Origin of the sequence: Pseudomonas sp. SJZ103 (genome assembly GCF_007828335.1) — a bacterium.
Classification (GTDB): domain Bacteria; phylum Pseudomonadota; class Gammaproteobacteria; order Pseudomonadales; family Pseudomonadaceae; genus Aquipseudomonas.
The window spans coordinates 97,869-115,126 of sequence record NZ_VIUN01000005.1; the positions used below are offsets into that span (position 1 = coordinate 97,869).

Genomic DNA, 17,258 nt, shown 5'->3' on the forward strand with positions numbered 1-17,258 from the left:
GCCGTGACTTGATGCTGCCTAAAGACGCGAAAAAGCGCAATCGTGCCGGGATCAGTCGGTGGGTGGGCTGAGCAGGAAATTGCCCTTCATCAGGTCCGGGTCGTCGGATTCGATCGTCTGAACCTGGGCCTCGTCCTTCAGGTTGACCCCCGACAGCTGCCGGCGACACGCCTCTCGCATCAAGTACAGCAGGCGATGGGCCGCCATGCCATAGCTCAAGCCTTCCAGGCGTACATTGGAGATGCAGTTGCGATAGGCGTCGGTGAGGCCGACCTTGGGGTTGTAGGTGAAATACAGCCCCAAACTGTCCGGCGAACTGAGCCCCGGCCGTTCACCGATGAGGATCACCACCATCTTGGCGCCGAGCAGTTGCCCGATTTCGTCGGCCACCGCCACGCGGCCCTGTTCCACCAGGATCACCGGCGACAAGGACCACCCTTCGGCGTGGGTCTGTTCTTCCATGCGCGTAAGAAACGGCAACGTATGTTTATGCACCGCCAGCGCCGACAAACCATCAGCCACCACGACCGCCAGGTCCATGCCGCCCGGATGCGCAGCCGCGTAATCCCGCAGGCTCTGGGCCGATTCATCACTCAAGCGCCGCCCCAAATCCGGACGTTGCAGGTAGCTATGCCGGTCGGTTGCGGCACTGTGCAGTAACAGACTGTCACGCCCACGTTCGGCTAACTGACTGCTCAGGCCGGCATGGTCAAAGGGCAGGTGCACCGCGTCCCGCGCCTGGGCGTGGGCGAACTGAAAATCAAGCTGTGCGTTGGTGGGAATGCTGGTGCCGGTGCGGCCCAGCGCAATCCGCGCCGGGGTCAGGCGGCGCAGTTCCAGCCACGGGTTTTCAGGCAGGTCGAGTTGCACAGGCGGCTCCTTCATCCCAATTGCGCCAAGGCGTGGCGAAACGCCGGTGGCAGGCTGTTGCCGAAGCGCACCTTGCCGTCGGCTTGCGTAAAGATGCCCATTTTGGCCAGCCACTGTTCAAACTCCGGCGCCGGCTTTAAACCCAATGTTTGGCGAGCGTACAGGGCGTCGTGGAACGAGGTGGTCTGGTAGTTGAGCATGATGTCGTCGGAGCCGGGGATACCCATGATGAAGTTAATCCCGGCGACGCCCAGCAGGGTCAGCAGGGTGTCCATGTCGTCCTGGTCGGCTTCGGCATGGTTGGTGTAGCAGATGTCGCACCCCATGGGCACGCCGAGCAGCTTGCCGCAGAAGTGGTCTTCAAGGCCCGCGCGAATGATCTGCTTGCCGTTGTACAGGTACTCGGGGCCGATAAAACCGACCACGGTATTCACCAGGAACGGCTTGAAATGCCGGGCCACCGCATAGGCGCGGGTTTCGCACGTTTGCTGGTCGACGCCAAAATGCGCGTTGGCCGACAAGGCGCTGCCCTGGCCGGTTTCGAAATACATCAGGTTCTGGCCCAAGGTGCCCCGGTTCAGGCTCAAGCCCGCCTCGTAACCTTCCTGCAGCACGCTCAGGCTGATGCCGAAACTGGCATTGGCCGCTTCGGTGCCGGCAATCGACTGGAACACCAGGTCCAGCGGCACGCCGCGGTTGATGGCTTCGATGGAGGTGGTGACGTGGGTCAGCACGCAGGCCTGGGTGGGGATTTCGTAGCGTTGGATGATGGCGTCGAGCATCTCCAGCATGGCGCAGATCGAGGCGATGCTGTCGGTGGCCGGATTGATGCCAATCATGGCGTCGCCGTTACCGTAGAGCAGGCCGTCGAGGATGCTCGCGGCGATGCCCGCCGGCTCGTCGGTCGGGTGGTTGGGTTGCAGGCGGGTCGACAGGCGCCCGCGCAGGCCCATGGTGCCGCGAAACTGAGTGACCACCCGAATCTTCTGCGCTACCAGCACCAGGTCCTGCACGCGCATGATCTTCGACACAGCCGCTGCCATTTCCGGTGTCAGCCCCGGCGCCAATGCGCGTAGGGATTGTTCATCGGCGGCGTCGCTCAGCAGCCAGTCGCGCAGGCCGCCGACGGTCAGGTGGCTGACCACGGCGAAAGCCTGCTTGTCGTGGGTGTCGATGATCAGCCGGGTGACTTCATCGCTTTCATAGGGGATCAGCGCTTCTTCGAGGAAGTGTTTCAGCGGGATATTGGCCAGCGCCATTTGCGCCGCCACCCGCTCACCATCGTTCTGCGCGGCGACGCCGGCGAGAAAGTCCCCGGAACGCGCGGGGCTGGCCTTGGCCATCACGTCCTTGAGGCTGTCGAAGCGGTAGGTCTGTGCACCCACCGCGTGGGAAAAGCTTGCCATACAGTGTCTCCTTGACGACGCGGGCAGGAGAGGAACCCGCGTCGAGGTTTACGGCAGTTAGTGCAAGGCGGCCTCTGCGGCCTGGATCGCGGCGAATTCTTCTTCGGGCGTGCCTGCTACCAAGTGATGCCGGCTGTAGAAAGCAAAGTAAGCAATTAATACTCCATAGATGATTGCGGCGCCAATCACCACCCGTGGATCCACCAAAAAGCCCGCAACGACGGCCACGCAGGCCAGTACCAGGGCTACACCGGACGTGAAGATGCCGCCCGGCGTGCGATAAGGACGGTCCATTTTGGGGCGACGGATGCGTAGGGTGATGTGCGCGGCCATCATCAGCACGTAGGAAATGGTCGCGCCAAACACCGCCACCAGAATCAGCAAATCCCCCTGGCCGGTCAGCGACAGGCCGAAACCGATAATGCCGGGGATCACCAGAGCCAGTACCGGTGCCTTGCTCTTGTTGGTCTGGGACAGTTTGCGCGGCAGGTAGCCGGCACGGGACAAGGCAAAGATCTGCCGTGAATAGGCGTAGATAATCGAGAAAAAGCTCGCGATCAAGCCGGCCAGACCGACCAGGTTGACGAAGCTGCCCATCCAGGTCGAACCGCCATAGGACAGCGCCAGCGCTTCCACCAGCGGGTTACCGGATTTGATCAGCGCGTAGGTGCCCGCGCCGCCCGGTGCGATCACCAGGATCAACAGGGCAAAACTGGTCAGCACCACAATGGCGCCGATCAAGCCCCGGGGCAGGTCGCGCTTGGGGTTCTTGGTTTCTTCGGCGGCGAGCGGCACGCCTTCTACGGCAAGGAAAAACCAGATCGCATAGGGGATCGCCGCCCACACGCCGACATAGCCGAATGGCAGGAAGGTGCTGGCGCCCTTGGCTTCGCTTACCGGGATATCCAGCAAGTTGGCGACATTGAAGTGCGGCACCATCGACACCAGGAACACGCCCAGTGCAATCGCGGCGATGGCGGTGATCACGAACATCAGCTTCAAGGCTTCACCGACGCCGAAGATATGGATGCCGATAAAGATGATGTAGAACGCCAGGTAGATCATCCAGCCGCCGATACCGAACAGCGACTCGCAATAGGCACCGATAAACACCGCGATGGCGGCGGGGGCGATGGCGTATTCGATCAGGATGGCGGTGCCCGTCAGGAACCCGCCCCAAGGCCCGAAGGCACTGCGGGCAAAGCCGTAGCCACCGCCGGCGGTGGGGATCATGGAAGACAGTTCGGCCAGGGAAAAGCACATGCACAGGTACATGGTGGCCATCAGCAATGTGGCGAGGAACATACCGCCCCAGCCACCCTGGGCCAGGCCGAAGTTCCAGCCGGCGTAGTCGCCGGAGATGACGTAGGCAACGCCAAGGCCGACCAGCAGCACCCAGCCGGCGGCACCTTTTTTAAGTTCGCGTTGTTGGAAGTATTGGGAGTCGACTTTTTCGAAGTCGACAGAAGATCCAGTCGGTTCGCTAGGCATGAAGAAGTACCTTTCATTGTTATTGTTTTTAACTCGGCCTCTGTGTGCCGAATGCAATTCGCAAGTACTTGTGGAGAGCAAAGTGTGGGAGAGGGCAAACCCCTCCCACATTTGAGTGCATTTCAACTGTGGGAGGGGAGGGGTTAGTTAGAAGAAGCCCAGCGGATTAATGTCGTAGCTCACCAGCAAGTTCTTGGTCTGCTGGTAGTGATCCAACATCATCTTGTGCGTCTCACGGCCCACGCCGGACTTCTTGTAACCGCCAAACGCGGCGTGCGCCGGGTACAGGTGGTAGCAGTTGGTCCACACGCGGCCAGCTTTAATCGCACGGCCCATGCGGTAGGCGCGGTTGATGTCGCGGGTCCACACGCCGGCGCCCAGGCCGAACTCGGTGTCGTTGGCAATCGCCAGGGCTTCGGCTTCGTCCTTGAAGGTGGTGATGCTCACCACCGGGCCGAAGATTTCCTCCTGGAACACGCGCATTTCATTGGTGCCCTTGAGCAGGGTCGGCTGGATGTAATAGCCGCCGGCCATGTCGCCAGTGAGCTGCTCGACCTTGCCGCCGGTCAGCAGTTGCGCGCCTTCGCCCTTGGCAATTTCCAGGTAGGACAGGATCTTGTCGAACTGCTGCTCGGACGCCTGGGCGCCGACCATGGTGTCGGTGTCCAGCGGGTCGCCGCGTTTGATCTGCTCGACTTTCTTCATCACTACTTTCATGAACTCGTCGTAGATCGACTCTTCCACCAGCGCACGGGATGGGCAGGTGCACACTTCGCCCTGGTTAAAGAACGCCAGCACCAAGCCTTCAGCGGCTTTCTCGATAAACGACGGTTCGGCTTTCATGATGTCGGCGAAGAAGATGTTCGGCGACTTGCCGCCCAGCTCAACAGTGGACGGGATAATGTTCTCGGCCGCCGCGTGCATGATGTGCGAGCCCACCGGCGTGGAGCCCGTGAAGGCGATCTTGGCGATACGCTTGCTGGTGGCCAGGGCTTCGCCGGCTTCGCGGCCGAAACCGTGCACCACGTTCAGCACGCCCGGTGGCAGCAGGTCGCCGATCACTTCCATTAGCACGTTGATGCCCAGCGGCGTTTGCTCGGCGGGCTTGAGTACCACGCAGTTGCCGGCGGCCAGGGCCGGAGCGAGTTTCCAGGCGGCCATCAGCAGCGGGAAGTTCCACGGGATGATCTGGCCGACCACGCCCAGCGGCTCGTGGAAGTGGTAGGACGCGGTGTGTTCGTTGATCTCGGCGCTGGTGCCTTCCTGGGCGCGGATGCAGCCTGCGAAGTAGCGGAAGTGGTCCGCCGCCAGCGGGATGTCGGCGTTGAGGGTTTCACGCACGGCCTTGCCGTTGTCCCAGGTTTCGGTGATGGCCAGCAGTTCGAGGTTCTGTTCGATGCGGTCGGCGATTTTCAGCAGCACCAGCGAGCGGTCCTGGGCCGAGGTCTTGCCCCATGCGTCAGCGGCAGCGTGGGCGGCGTCCAGCGCCTTGTCGATGTCTTTGGCAGTGGAGCGCGGGAATTCGGCGATAGGCTTGCCGTTGACCGGCGAGGTGTTGGTGAAATAGTTGCCATCGACCGGGGCAACGAATTCGCCACCAATGTAGTTGCCGTACTTGGCCTTGAACGAAACGATCGCGCCTTCAGTACCGGGGTGTGCGTAACGCATGGTGGGTATCTCCTGGCTTTTATGTTTATTGGAGTGCAGCGCGCAAGCGCTTGATAAAGCGTAGAGCAAAGGTTGGGCCACTGCTTCGCAGGCCAGGGAAATCAAGGGGTTGGGGTTTGTTGCAAAGCGTTGCTGTGACACGGGTGGTACAGGCGCTGTGACAGTTTGTGCCATAAACGGTACACGCTGTGACCGGCGGGTCGGTCCGGGATTGCATTGGCTGGGTGCCTGGGGGATGCTGGTTGCTCTCACGCAGGGAGAATAATAAGAACATGCATAACGATCATTTCAGTCGCCATGCCCAGCAAGTCCTCACCGTGGCGCGCGGGCGCGATCCGTCCAGCGACCCGTCCATCGCCCGTTCCTGGCTGCGCTGCCTGGAGGACTACCACCTCGACCCTGCGCAAACCATTGCCCCCACTGTGCTTGAGCATGGCCGCCTGCTGGAAAGCCGTGAGCGCCTGCAACAGGTGCTGCATATCGCTGGCAGCGAGATGAACAGCCTGCACCAGCAGCTGTCGGGCGCTGGCCATGCGGTGCTGCTGACCGATGCGCGTGGGGTGATCCTCAACTGTGTCACGGCGCCGTCCGAGCGCAAGATTTTCGAACGCGCCGGGTTGTGGCTCGGTGCGGATTGGAGCGAAGCGTGCGAGGGCACCAACGGCATCGGCACCTGCCTGGTGGAACGCCAGTCGTTGACCATTCATCGCGACGAACATTTTCGTGGGCGCCACACTGGACTGACCTGTTCGGCGAGCCCGGTATTCGACCCCCATGGCGACCTGCTGGCGGTGCTGGACGTGTCGTCGGCCCGTGAGGAGGTGTCGCGCCAGAGCCAATTCCACACCATGGCGCTGGTCAACCTGTCGGCGAAGATGATCGAGAGTTGCTACTTCCTGCGTCACTTCGAAAACCATTGGCTGCTGCGCTTTCATCTGCAGGCCGAGTCGGTGGGCCTGTTCAGTGAAGGGCTGCTGGCGTTTGACGGCGAGGGCCGGATTTGTGCCGTCAACCAGAGCGCACTCAACCTGCTGGGGCAGGTTCGGGGTGGCTTGATGGGGCAACCGGTGGAGGCGTTTTTCGAGTGTTCCCTGGACCAACTGCTCGGTCGCGCCAGTGCCAATGCCACCGCCAGTTGGCCATTGCGCACGCGGGATGGCCGGCACTTGTTCGCGGCTTTGCGCGGTCAATCGCGCAGTGTGCCTGCGCCCATCGTCAAGCCTGAGCCCGTGCGCCTGGCCGGTATCTGCCTGGGCGACCCGACACTGCAGAGTGACTTCCGGAAGGCGCTGCGGGTATTCGAGCGTGATGTGCCCTTGCTGATCAACGGCGAAACCGGCTCCGGCAAAGAGGCCTTCGCCAAGGCGGTGCATCACGCCAGCCAGCGCGCCGACAAGGCTTTCGTTGCCCTCAACTGTGCCGCCATCCCGGAAAGTCTGATCGAAAGCGAACTGTTCGGCTATCGCGGCGGCAGCTTTACCGGCGCGCGCAAGGACGGCATGCAGGGCAAGTTGCAACAGGCCGACGGCGGCACGCTGTTCCTCGATGAAATCGGCGATATGCCGTTGGCGCTGCAGACGCGCCTGTTAAGGGTGCTGGAGGACCGCATGGTGGTGCCCATCGGCGGTGAGCCCCAGGCGGTTGATGTCAGAATTATCAGCGCGACTCACCGGAATTTGCTGGAGCGCGTGCAGGACGGAAGTTTTCGGGAAGACTTGTACTACCGGCTCAACGGCCTGGAAGTCGGTTTGCCAGCGTTGCGTGAGCGCAGCGATAAGCCTCAGTTGCTGGATTTCCTGCTGGCGCAGGAGGCGGGTGGGCAGAGCGTACAACTCGACCCGGCAGCGCGCTCGGCGCTGCTGACCTACCCCTGGCCGGGCAACGTCCGGCAACTGCGCACGGTGTTGCGTACGCTGGCAGCGCTGTGTGACGACGGGCGGGTCGGTCTTGAGGATTTGCCAGCGTTGATCCGCCAGGCTCGGCCACAGCCGGTCGCCGAGGCCAGGCTTGCAGAGTCGCCCCTGGGGGACGCCGAACGACTCGCCCTGCTCACGGCCCTGGAGCAACAACGCTGGCACATGACCCACACGGCGGAGCAGTTGGGTGTCAGCCGTAACACGCTGTATAGAAAGCTGCGCCGGCACGGCATTGCACGGGCTGCTCCATAGATCGGTCCTACAGCTAAAGAGTGCGATTTTCGCCCCCCTGCGCTAACCTGCCTCGATGTTTACGAGGTCGACTATGCACATTCATATTCTTGGTATCTGCGGCACTTTCATGGGTTCGATGGCGGTTCTGGCCAAAGAGCTGGGCCATCATGTAACGGGCTCCGATGCCAATGTTTACCCGCCCATGAGCACGCAACTGGAGGCTCAGGGTATTGAGTTGACCCAGGGTTACGACCCGGCGCAATTCGACCCGGTGCCGGACCTGGTGGTGATCGGCAATGCCATGTCCCGTGGCAATCCTGCTGTCGAATACGTACTCAACAAAGGTTTGCCTTACGTGTCCGGCCCGCAATGGCTGGCCGACCATGTGCTGCAAGGTCGCTGGGTCTTGGCCGTTGCCGGCACCCATGGCAAGACCACCACCAGCAGCATGCTGGCCTGGGTGCTGGAGCACGCGGGCATGAGCCCGGGCTTCCTGATCGGCGGCGTGCCACAGAACTTCTCGGTCTCCGCGCGTCTGGGCGATACGCCTTTCTTCGTGATTGAAGCCGACGAATACGACAGCGCCTTTTTCGACAAGCGCTCCAAGTTCGTCCACTACCGTCCGCGCACGGCGATCCTCAACAACCTCGAGTTCGATCACGCCGATATCTTTCCAGATTTGGCGGCCATCGAGCGACAGTTCCACCATTTGGTGCGCACCATTCCCAGCGAAGGCCTGGTCATCCACCCGACCACCGAGCCAGCTTTGCAGCGTGTGATCGAGATGGGTTGCTGGACCCCGGTGCAAACCACCGGGGCGGGTGGGCAATGGCAGGTCAAGTTGCTCAGTGAAGACGGTTCCAGGTTTGAAGTGCTGTTCGAGGGTCTAGCCCAAGGCATTGTCGATTGGGACATGACCGGCCAGCACAACGTTGCCAACGCCCTGGTCACCCTGGCCGCCGCGCGCCATGTGGGCGTGGTGCCGTCCATGGGCATCGCGGCGCTGAGTGCATTCAAGAGTGTGAAGCGGCGCATGGAGAAAGTCGCCGAGGTGAATGGGATTACCATCTACGACGACTTTGCCCACCACCCGACTGCGATTGCTACCACGCTGGACGGCCTGCGCAAGCGTGTCGGTGATGCCCAGGTAATCGCGATCGTCGAGCCGCGCTCCAACTCCATGAAGCTCGGCGCCCACCGCGACGGCCTGCCGGAAAGCGTTAACGATGCCGACCAGGCGGTGTGGTACGCACCGGCCAATCTTGGCTGGGACCTGCCGGCGATTGCGGCGCAGTGCACGGTGCCGTCGAAAGTCTGTGATTCCATCGAGGGCATCATTGAGTTCGTCAAGCACGAGGCCAAGCCTGGCGCCCATGTGGTGGTCATGAGCAACGGCGGCTTCGGCGGCTTGCACGGCAAACTGGCCGAGGCGCTGAAATGAGTGGCCCGGAACGCGTCACCCTGGCGATGACCGGCGCATCCGGCGCGCCGTATGGCTTGCGCCTGCTGGATTGCCTGGTGCGTGAGGATCGTGAGGTGCACTTCCTGATCTCCAAGGCCGCGCAGTTGGTGATGGCCACCGAGACTGATGTCGCGCTGCCACCCAAGGTGCAGATGATGCAAGCCTTTCTCACCGAGTACACCGGTGCGGCGGCGGGGCAGATCAAGGTCTATGGCAAGGAAGACTGGATGTCGCCGGTGGCATCGGGTTCTGGCGCGCCGGCGGCAATGGTCGTGGTGCCGTGCTCCACGGGGACGTTGTCGGCGATTGCCACGGGCGCTTGCAACAACCTGATTGAACGGGCCGCCGACGTGACGCTGAAGGAGCGCCGCCAGTTGATCCTGGTGCCGCGTGAGGCGCCGTACTCGAGCATTCATCTGGAACACATGCTCAAGCTGTCGAACCTGGGGGTGACTATCCTGCCAGCGTCGCCCGGCTTCTATCACCAGCCGCAGACCATCGATGACCTGGTGGATTTCGTGGTGGCGCGCATTCTCAACCTGTTGAATATCCCCCAGGACATGCTGCCGCGTTGGGGCGAACATCATTTGAGCAGCGATGAATAAGGCACTGTTGGTGATACTGGCGCTGCAGCTGGCCGGCTGCGCCACCGCACGTACCCTGGACGCCGCGCAGCCCGGCGCGCCGGTGGTGTATGCCGGCACGCGGTTGGATTTGTATGCAATGAACGGAGGTTGCTGCGCCAAGGACCGGTTCGGTGCCGAGGCGCCCAGCTATCCCGGCGTCGACCTGCCAGCCAGCGCGTTGCTCGACACGCTGTTATTGCCGCTGTCAGTGTTGACGGTGCTGGGGGTAGGGTTTAACGCGACTGGCGGGCTCTAGCCCGGATTTTAAACGCATCACAAAACCAGTGTGGGAGGGGCTTGCCCCCTCCCACATTTTTGCTTTGTGTTCGGCCTTATTTACCGAGCTTGCGCAGTTCGTCCGACTCCACCACCCGCACCCCGTCCTGCTCTTCCAGCGCCAGGCGCCACATGGCCCGTGCCAGTTCGCAGACTTCAATGCCGTGGTATTTCCCGGGAATCAACCGTGACAGCGGCCCGGCCAATTGCTCGGCCAAGCGCGGCTCCAGCCGTTCCCCCAACAGCAACGAAGGCCGCACGATGGTCAACTGCGGCCAGTCCTGGGCCTTGAGCGCCTGTTCCATTTCCCCTTTGACCCGGTTGTAGAACACCGAGGATTTCGGGTCGGCGCCAATCGCACTGATCACGATCAGGTGCCGCGCGCCCATCTCCCGCGCGCGCTTGGCAAAGGCTACGACCATATCCAGGTCGACGGCACGAAAAGCTTCTTCCGAACCGGCTTTCTTGATGGTGGTGCCCAGGCAGCAGAAAGCAATATCCACCTGGCCGCTCAGTTGCGGCAGGAACACCGCCGGGTCGCCCACCGGGTTTTCCAGGTGCGGGTGCTCGGCCAGCGGTTTGCGGGTGGGTGCAAGTACACGGGTTACGGTGGGTTCGTTGAGCAGGCGATCGAGCAGGTGTTCGCCGGTGAGGCCAGAGGCGCCGGCGAGCAGGATATGCTGAGGTGTCAGGTACATGGTGTTTCCCCCTTGTTACACGTTACAGCTTAGTTGCCTTTGGCTTCCTTGCTATTCATTGAGACGCTTTCCAGCGCCTTTCGTGCCTGCTGCTTGCGTAATAATTGCCAATGGGCGATCACGCCTTTGGGGGCCCAGATCTGCGGTTCGGACGCTTCGAAGTTGTCTGCCTGTTCGCGTTCGCTCACATGCAACTGCGCCAGCTTGAAGGCTTGCTGCAAATCGTCGGTCTGGTTGAAGGCTTGGGCGAAGAGGGCGTCGCCGAAGTAGGTGAAGTCGGCTTCTTCGGAACAACCGAAGGACACGCGGTCGGCGCGCGAGGCGGTCATGATCAGGGTGCGTTCGTCTTTGAGCACGGGGATGAAGCCGCCGGAGTAGCAAGCTGAAATCACGACGATCTTGTCGCGGTTTTTCAGCGGCGCGAGCACGGCGGCCAGCTCATCGGCGGGCAGATCGGCCAGTTCCATGCGTGGTTGGTCCAGCACCAGCTCGTGTTCGTGGGTGCCGTGGCTGGTCAGGTAGATAAACACCAGGTCTTCCGGGCCGGTGCGCTCGGCCAGGGTTTGCACGGCACGGCGCAGGCTTTCGCGGGTGGCCAGTGGCCGGTCGGCGATATGGTCGCGGTGGTTGACCAGGCGGATCTGCCCACGTGCGCCGAAGCGGGTGGCGAGCATATTGCTGACGTAATCGGCTTCGCGCAGGAACACGCTCTGTTTGCCGTCGCCGGCCACGGCCAGGGTGTACAGCTCCACTGCTGGGGTGGATGCAGGCACGGCGGCGAGGGCGGCGTCGAGCAAACGGCCCTGGGCCAGTACGCCGATTTCCAGCGGATCGGGCAACAGCTTGCCGTCGGCATCACGCACGCGCATGCCGTTGACCCACGTGCCGGCCTGTACGGTGCCGTCGGTGAGTACCAGGGTGCCGCGGCCTTGATAGTTGTCGCTGTCGAAGCCACCAATGTAGAAGCTGCCGTCGGTCAGGTTCAGGCGGCCTTCGCCGGTAAAGCGCCAATCGCTGAACTGGCCGACGTAATGGCTGCCGTCGACGCCGATCAACTCGCCCTTGCCGCTGAGTGCGCCTTCCTTGAACTGGCCTATCCACACGTCGCCATCGGCGTTTTCATAACGGCCCTTGCCGTTGAGTTGGTTCTGTTTGAACTGGCCGACATAGATGTCGCCGTCCGCGCTGTTGAAGGTACCGTTGCCCTCCAACTGGCCGTCGACGAAGTGGCCACTGAACTGGTTGCCGCTGTCGTCATTGCGCTGGCCTTCGCCGTTCGGCTTGCCGTGGGCGAACTGGCCCTGATACTGGCTGCCGTCGGCCAGTTCCAGGCGGCCGAGGCCGGAATACTGGTCGTCCTTGAATTCGCCGCGATAGGTCATCTGCCCTTCTTTGAGGGTGCCTTCGCCGTTGCGCCGACCGTTCTTGAACCCGCCCACATAGTGGCTGCCGGCTGTGGTCAGGCTGCCCTGGCCGTCGAACAGGCCTTGCTGGAACTGGCCTTTATAGATTTCGCCGTTGCTGCCATGCCATTCGCCCTGGCCGTGCCACTGGCCTTTGTCGAACTGCCCGGCGTACCAACTGCCGTTGGGGTAATCCACGCGCCCCTGGCCTTGCAGCAAGCCATTGACCACATCGCCCCGGTAACGGCCGCCATCGGGCAGGCGCGCATCGGGCGGCAACAGCGATTCGCCGTCTCCGCAAGCGGTGAGCAACAGGGCAAGGGCAAGGGGGGCGAGTGGGCGCATAGCGGGATCCGGATATTTGAGCGCCGAGTATGCCGCAGCTGCGAGTTTCATACATAAATTTACATACCCTGTGGCGAGTTTCAGTGGCTCGCCACAGGGATGGGCTTACACGAAGTAGAGCGACAACGACTCGGCAACGTAAGCGGGTTTTTCCTGGCCATCGATTTCCAGGGTAGCGGTGGCCTTGAGCAACCACTGGCCGGGCTTTTTCTCGGTGACATCGGTGAGGGTCACGTTCAGGCGCACCTTGGAGTTGACCTTCACCGGCTGGATGAAACGCACGCTGTCCAGGCCGTAGTTGACCGCCATCTTCAGGCCATCGGGCACGATCAGGATGTCTTCCATCAGCTTGGGCATCAGCGACAGCGACAGGAAACCGTGGGCGATGGTGCTGCCGAACGGGGTTTGCGCGGCCTTGACCGGGTCGACGTGGATGAACTGATGATCGCCGGTGGCTTCGGCGAACAGGTTGATGCGCGCCTGGTCGATGGTGAGCCATTCGGAACGTCCCAGTTCCTTGCCGACATAGTCTTTGAGCTGCGCTACGGGTACATAGGGCATTGCGTCTCTCCTTGGTTCATCGGTTCTGTTTTTTGGGGTTACAGAGAACCAATGTAGATCATCATGGGCATCCAGCCCGGTCAACCCACCATGCTTTTGGCGAATGCCGGGGCATAGGGCGGGCATGCTTATAATGCGGGTGGGTCTTGAGGGGGAGAGAACGGATGCTGTTACGCGGTCTGACATGGCTGGTGCTGTTTCAATTGATCGGCACGGCGATCAATCATTTGCTGGTGCCGGTACTGCCGGGGCCGATCATCGGCCTGTTGTTGATGCTCGGTTTCCTGATCTGGCGTGGCGAAGTCGGTGAGCCCCTGAGCCTGGCGGCCAGTAGCTTGTTGCGCTACTTGCCGTTGCTGCTGGTACCGCCGGCGGTGGGGGTGATGGTGTATGCCAAGGATATTGCCGCTGATTTCTGGGCCATCGTCGGTGCACTGGTGTTGTCGCTGGTGATCGCCATGGGCTTTGTCGGGTTGTTGATGGAACGCATGGTCAAGCGCAAGGAGAAGGATCAATGATCTTCGACTGGCACGGCGCGTGGACGGCTGTGATTCATCACCCGCTGTTCGGTATCGGTATCACCCTGGGCGCCTATCAGCTGGTGCTGGCGGGTTTTGAGAAAACCCGCTGGATTTTCCTGCAACCAGTGCTGGTCTCCATGCTGCTGGTGATCGGCGTGTTGCTCACGTGCGGCCTGAGCTACGCCGAGTACCGCAAGAGCACGGAGATCATGGGGATCCTGCTGGGCCCGGCGACGGTGGCCCTGGCGGTGCCGCTCTATCTGAACCTGCGGCGGATTCGTCAATTGTTCTGGCCGATTTTTACTACGCTGGTGATAGGCGGCGTGCTGGCCACCGGCCTGTGCGTACTGCTGGGTTGGGGGTTCGGCGCCGAACACAGGATGTTGATGACCATGGCACCGAAGTCGGTGACATCGCCGATTGCCATGCTGGTGGCCGAGCAGATCGGCGGTGTGGCAGCCTTGGCGGCAGTGTTTGTGCTGATCACCGGGGTGGTGGGCGCGATGGTTGGCCCGGCGTTACTCTCGCGTCTTGGGGTGTACAGTCCCGAGGCGCGCGGCATGGCGCTGGGCATGACTGCCCACGCCGTCGGCACCTCGGTGGCCCTGCAGGAAAGCGAAGAGTGTGGCGCCTTTGCGGCGCTGGCCATGAGTCTGATGGGCGTAGCCACAGCGGTATTCCTGCCGCTGGCCGTGTCAGTGATTGTTTAAACCGGGTTTAAGGAAGCCTTTATGAGTCTGGCGCTGTTCCCCCTCAATACCGTGCTGTTCCCTGGCTGCACCCTCGACCTGCAACTGTTCGAGGCGCGCTACCTGGACATGATCAGCCGCTGCATGAAAAAGGGCGAAAGCTTCGGCGTGGTGTGCATCCTCGATGGCAAGGAGGTGGGCATGGCCCCGGATGGCTATGCGCTGATCGGCTGCGAAGCGTTGATTCGCGACTTCAAGCAGCAGGACAACGGCCTGCTGGGGATTCGCGTCGAAGGCGGGCGGCGCTTCCGCGTGCGTGACGCCGGGGTGCAGAAGGACCAGTTGCTGGTAGCCGAGGTGCAATGGCTGGAAGAGCTGCCGGACCAGGCGCTGGAAGAAGAGGATGCCGACCTGCTGGCTTTGCTCCAGGCCCTGGCCGAACATCCGATGGTCGCGTCGCTGGACATGGGCACCCATGCCGATGGCCAGCAAGCCTTGGGCAATCAACTGGCTTATCTGTTACCGTTCACCGAGGCCGACAAGATCGACCTGCTGCAACTCGACGACCCGCAGCAGCGGCTGGATGCGATCCAGATGCTGCTCGATGAACTTCAGGGTGAGTTGTTCACCTGAGTTTCGGATCAGTCCTGCACCACTTTCAGATGTTTCTTCGTTGCTCCCGGTGTGTGGGCTGAAATAGTCGCCGATCACTCAACAATGATCGGGGATGAACATGATTCGGCTAGTGCAATCGGAGCAGGCAGCCTGGGACGCTTTTTTTGGCAGTATTGCCGCGCAATTGCTGCGGTTGGACGCCAAGCGCGGTCCGGAATACATCGCTGAACGCGCCGCGGAAATAGCTGATGAGATGTTGCTGGAGCGACGCGAGCGGTGTATTGAACGCCGCGCCGCGCCAGTTGATTGGCTCGGCCCGGCCCAGGATCAGTAGGCGTACCTGAGCAGCGCGTGGGGGGTGCCGGTAAAGGCAATGAAACCGAGCACCGCCACCACGGCGGGTAATACCAGCCACCAGGCCTTCTGCGGCATCGGCGGCAATGGGCTGCGGTACTGGCAGACGGTGAGGCTGAATGCACAGACGGTCATTGCCAGCAGCGTGCCAGCCAGGATGTCGGTGGGCCAATGGGCGCCGAGGTAGACCCGTGACAGCGCGATGAAGGCCGCAGGAATACAGCCCAGCAGCATCCAGGTCAGGCGCAGGCGCGTGGGTTGTCCGCGACCGGCCAGCACCGCCAACGCCAGAAAAAACGCAAACGCACCAGAGGCGTGGCCGCTGGGCATGCTGAAGCTGGTCAATGGGTCGGTGAGGATCTCCGGGCGGCCGCGGGCGAAAAACAGTTTGGTCCCGGTATTGATCACCGCCGCCCCGGCCAGAGTTGCACCGACAAACATGGCATGACGCCATTGCCGCGCCAGTAGCAGCAGACCCGTGAATACGGCGCTGGCGAAGAACATTTTCTTGAACTCGCCCAACTGGGTCACCATCACCATGGTCTGGTCCAGCCAGGGGCTGCGATGCTCCTGCACCAGCGCACTCAGGCCGTGGTCGAAGTCGTCCAGGTGGGTATAGCCGATAAACAGGGCGATCAACAACGTCAGGCTGGCGCAACCTATCCACAAGGTCGCGCGACGATGGCCGCGCACGCTGGTGTTCAGACTCAGCCCCAGCATGACCGCCAGGCAGGCTGTAACAACCCCCGCCTCAGGCCAGAACCCTTCCGGCAATGGCAAGCGGAATGCAGCGCCGGTCGCCCAGCCCGGCAGCAGGTAGGCGACCGACCAACCCGCTGCTGCCAGCAGGCTGACCAGGGCGAAACGCGGGAACGGCATGTCGCACATCCCGGCGACCATCGGCAGCATCGGCCGCAATGGCCCGATGAAGCGGCCCACCAGCAGGCTGGCGATGCCGTATTTGTGGAAGTAGGTTTCCGCGCCGTTCATCCATTCCGGGTGGTGGCGCAGGCCGGGCAGGCGGCGGATGTTCTGATGGAAGTGTCGCCCCAGGAAGTAGGAAACCCCGTCGCCCAACAAGCCTCCCAGGAACCCCATCAGCAGGGTTTCACTCAGGGACAAGGCGCCGCTGCCAGCCAGTGCCGCAATGGCAAACAGCAACACCGTGCCCGGCACGATCAGTCCGGCAATGGCCAGGCATTCCACGCACGCGACGATAAACACCGCCGCCGCCAGCCATTGCGGGTTGAGGGTCAGCCAGCCGGTAATGCTATCGAGCCACTGGCCCATAAATCTTCACTCCAACGCCACAGATTCAAATCAAAAAGTAGTCGCGGCCTTCGACCTGGCCCCGGCGCAGTGGGTTCCGCGTGCAATAGGGCGCATAGCCAGCATCGACGAAGCGGTACATCAAGTGCTCGTCACGGCCGCTGGGGATGCCCAATCGGGTGGTCTGGATGATGTGCGTCGGTGTCTGGCCGACGTCTTCCACATAGAGCAATTCTTGATCAAAGCGCTTGGCATCCCACATCGGCACCTTCAGGCCCAGCGCCTTGCACAGCAACGTCTGGCCGGCACACAGCTTTTGCGACGCGCGCGGGCTGCCATCGGCATTCGGGTTGTTCAGTAGCATCTGCGCCAGGCTGGCCGGCCCGGAGGTTTCATCGACCCATGGATAGGCCGATTTGATCAGCACGGCATTGCCCGGCCCCTGAGCGCTGAAGTTCAGCGAATCCCCGCCACGGGCGTAGTACATATAGATATGCCCACCATCCAGAAACAAAGCCTTACGCTTTTCTGTGTAGCCAAGTGAGGCGTGGCTGCCTTTTTCGGCCACGTAATAGGCTTCGGTTTCAATAATTCGTGCCGAAAGCCAGATATCGCCGACACGATGGCGTATGACTTTTCCGAGCAAATCTCGCGCGAGTATTTGCGCATCACGGTCGAAGAAGCTGTCGGGCAGGGCGCTGGCTGGGAGTTGGGGCGACGAACTGGGCATGGTGGTCTAGGGTTAATACGGCTAAATGTGACGGAATAATAACAACTCCCACCTTAATTACGGCTGAACCCCAGGTTTTTACAGTTCATTTCGACCTTCCGCCCCTCACCGCTGTCAGTCGGGC

17 protein-coding genes are annotated in these 17,258 nt (G+C 61.8%); 8 read left to right on the top strand and 9 right to left on the bottom strand.

Annotated features, from left to right (window positions below; genetic code table 11):
- Positions 1–51: 51 nt before the first annotated feature.
- The 4 genes from eutC to FBY10_RS13630 form a co-directional block, all read right to left on the bottom strand.
- The gene (gene eutC, locus FBY10_RS13615; protein WP_145336749.1) at positions 52–885 is read right to left on the bottom strand and encodes an ethanolamine ammonia-lyase subunit EutC; all 834 of its coding nucleotides are present in this window, start codon (positions 883–885) and stop codon (positions 52–54) included.
- Positions 882–2,276, bottom strand: coding sequence for an ethanolamine ammonia-lyase subunit EutB (locus FBY10_RS13620; RefSeq protein WP_131700081.1), 1,395 nt, complete (start codon positions 2,274–2,276; stop codon positions 882–884). The genes eutC and FBY10_RS13620 overlap by 4 nt, the downstream gene beginning before the upstream one ends.
- A 57-nt stretch (positions 2,277–2,333) precedes the next feature.
- A complete protein-coding gene (gene eat / locus FBY10_RS13625) occupies positions 2,334–3,767 on the bottom strand; it encodes an ethanolamine permease (protein WP_053138146.1) in 1,434 nt (477 codons plus the stop codon).
- A gap of 147 nt (positions 3,768–3,914) precedes the next feature.
- On the bottom strand, positions 3,915–5,435 hold the full coding sequence (locus FBY10_RS13630) for an aldehyde dehydrogenase family protein (protein ID WP_131700082.1): 1,521 nt from the start codon (positions 5,433–5,435) through the stop codon (positions 3,915–3,917).
- A gap of 272 nt (positions 5,436–5,707) precedes the next feature.
- Here FBY10_RS13630 and FBY10_RS13635 point away from each other — a divergent pair, with 272 nt between their 5' ends.
- The 4 genes from FBY10_RS13635 (at position 5,708) to FBY10_RS13650 (ending at position 9,929) form a co-directional block, all read left to right on the top strand.
- Positions 5,708–7,603, top strand: a complete 1,896-nt coding sequence (locus tag FBY10_RS13635; protein ID WP_145336747.1) for a sigma-54-dependent Fis family transcriptional regulator — start codon at positions 5,708–5,710, stop codon at positions 7,601–7,603.
- 73 nt (positions 7,604–7,676) lie between these two features.
- Positions 7,677–9,026, top strand: a complete 1,350-nt coding sequence (mpl, locus tag FBY10_RS13640) for a UDP-N-acetylmuramate:L-alanyl-gamma-D-glutamyl-meso-diaminopimelate ligase (RefSeq protein ID WP_131700084.1) — start codon at positions 7,677–7,679, stop codon at positions 9,024–9,026.
- Entirely contained in the window at positions 9,023–9,652 is a 630-nt protein-coding gene (ubiX, locus tag FBY10_RS13645) for a flavin prenyltransferase UbiX (RefSeq protein ID WP_131700085.1), read from the top strand. Before mpl ends, ubiX begins: the two co-directional genes overlap by 4 nt.
- The gene (locus FBY10_RS13650) at positions 9,645–9,929 is read left to right on the top strand and encodes a YceK/YidQ family lipoprotein (protein WP_027605223.1); all 285 of its coding nucleotides are present in this window, start codon (positions 9,645–9,647) and stop codon (positions 9,927–9,929) included. The genes ubiX and FBY10_RS13650 overlap by 8 nt, the downstream gene beginning before the upstream one ends.
- A gap of 76 nt (positions 9,930–10,005) precedes the next feature.
- Here FBY10_RS13650 and FBY10_RS13655 read toward each other — a convergent pair whose 3' ends face one another.
- The 3 genes from FBY10_RS13655 to FBY10_RS13665 all read right to left on the bottom strand — a co-directional run bounded on the left by FBY10_RS13655 (position 10,006) and on the right by FBY10_RS13665 (position 12,956).
- Entirely contained in the window at positions 10,006–10,647 is a 642-nt protein-coding gene (locus FBY10_RS13655; protein WP_145336745.1) for an oxidoreductase, read from the bottom strand.
- A 29-nt stretch (positions 10,648–10,676) separates the two neighbouring features.
- Complete coding sequence (locus FBY10_RS13660) at positions 10,677–12,395, bottom strand: C13 family peptidase (RefSeq protein ID WP_131700087.1); 1,719 nt, start codon at positions 12,393–12,395, stop codon at positions 10,677–10,679.
- A 105-nt stretch (positions 12,396–12,500) separates the two neighbouring features.
- Positions 12,501–12,956 carry a MaoC family dehydratase gene (locus tag FBY10_RS13665; RefSeq protein WP_145336743.1) on the bottom strand — a complete coding sequence of 152 codons (456 nt, stop codon included), beginning with the start codon at positions 12,954–12,956 and terminating at the stop codon, positions 12,501–12,503.
- A gap of 164 nt (positions 12,957–13,120) precedes the next feature.
- On the opposite strand from FBY10_RS13665, the gene FBY10_RS13670 reads away from it, so the two are divergent.
- The 4 genes from FBY10_RS13670 to FBY10_RS13685 all read left to right on the top strand — a co-directional run bounded on the left by FBY10_RS13670 (position 13,121) and on the right by FBY10_RS13685 (position 15,115).
- Positions 13,121–13,474, top strand: a complete 354-nt coding sequence (locus FBY10_RS13670) for a CidA/LrgA family protein (RefSeq protein WP_131700088.1) — start codon at positions 13,121–13,123, stop codon at positions 13,472–13,474.
- On the top strand, positions 13,471–14,187 hold the full coding sequence (locus tag FBY10_RS13675; protein WP_131700089.1) for an LrgB family protein: 717 nt from the start codon (positions 13,471–13,473) through the stop codon (positions 14,185–14,187). The genes FBY10_RS13670 and FBY10_RS13675 overlap by 4 nt, the downstream gene beginning before the upstream one ends.
- Before the next feature lie 21 nt (positions 14,188–14,208).
- A complete protein-coding gene (locus FBY10_RS13680) occupies positions 14,209–14,799 on the top strand; it encodes an LON peptidase substrate-binding domain-containing protein (protein WP_145336742.1) in 591 nt (196 codons plus the stop codon).
- Between the two features lie 100 nt (positions 14,800–14,899).
- Entirely contained in the window at positions 14,900–15,115 is a 216-nt protein-coding gene (locus tag FBY10_RS13685; RefSeq protein WP_131700091.1) for a hypothetical protein, read from the top strand.
- Here FBY10_RS13685 and FBY10_RS13690 read toward each other — a convergent pair.
- Entirely contained in the window at positions 15,109–16,425 is a 1,317-nt protein-coding gene (locus FBY10_RS13690) for a bifunctional DedA family/phosphatase PAP2 family protein (RefSeq protein ID WP_145336740.1), read from the bottom strand. The genes FBY10_RS13685 and FBY10_RS13690 overlap by 7 nt on opposite strands.
- 25 nt (positions 16,426–16,450) lie before the next feature.
- Positions 16,451–17,134 (bottom strand): DNA-3-methyladenine glycosylase, encoded by a 684-nt coding sequence (locus FBY10_RS13695; RefSeq protein ID WP_131700093.1) that lies wholly within the window; start codon positions 17,132–17,134, stop codon positions 16,451–16,453.
- Between the last annotated feature and the right edge of the window lie 124 nt (positions 17,135–17,258).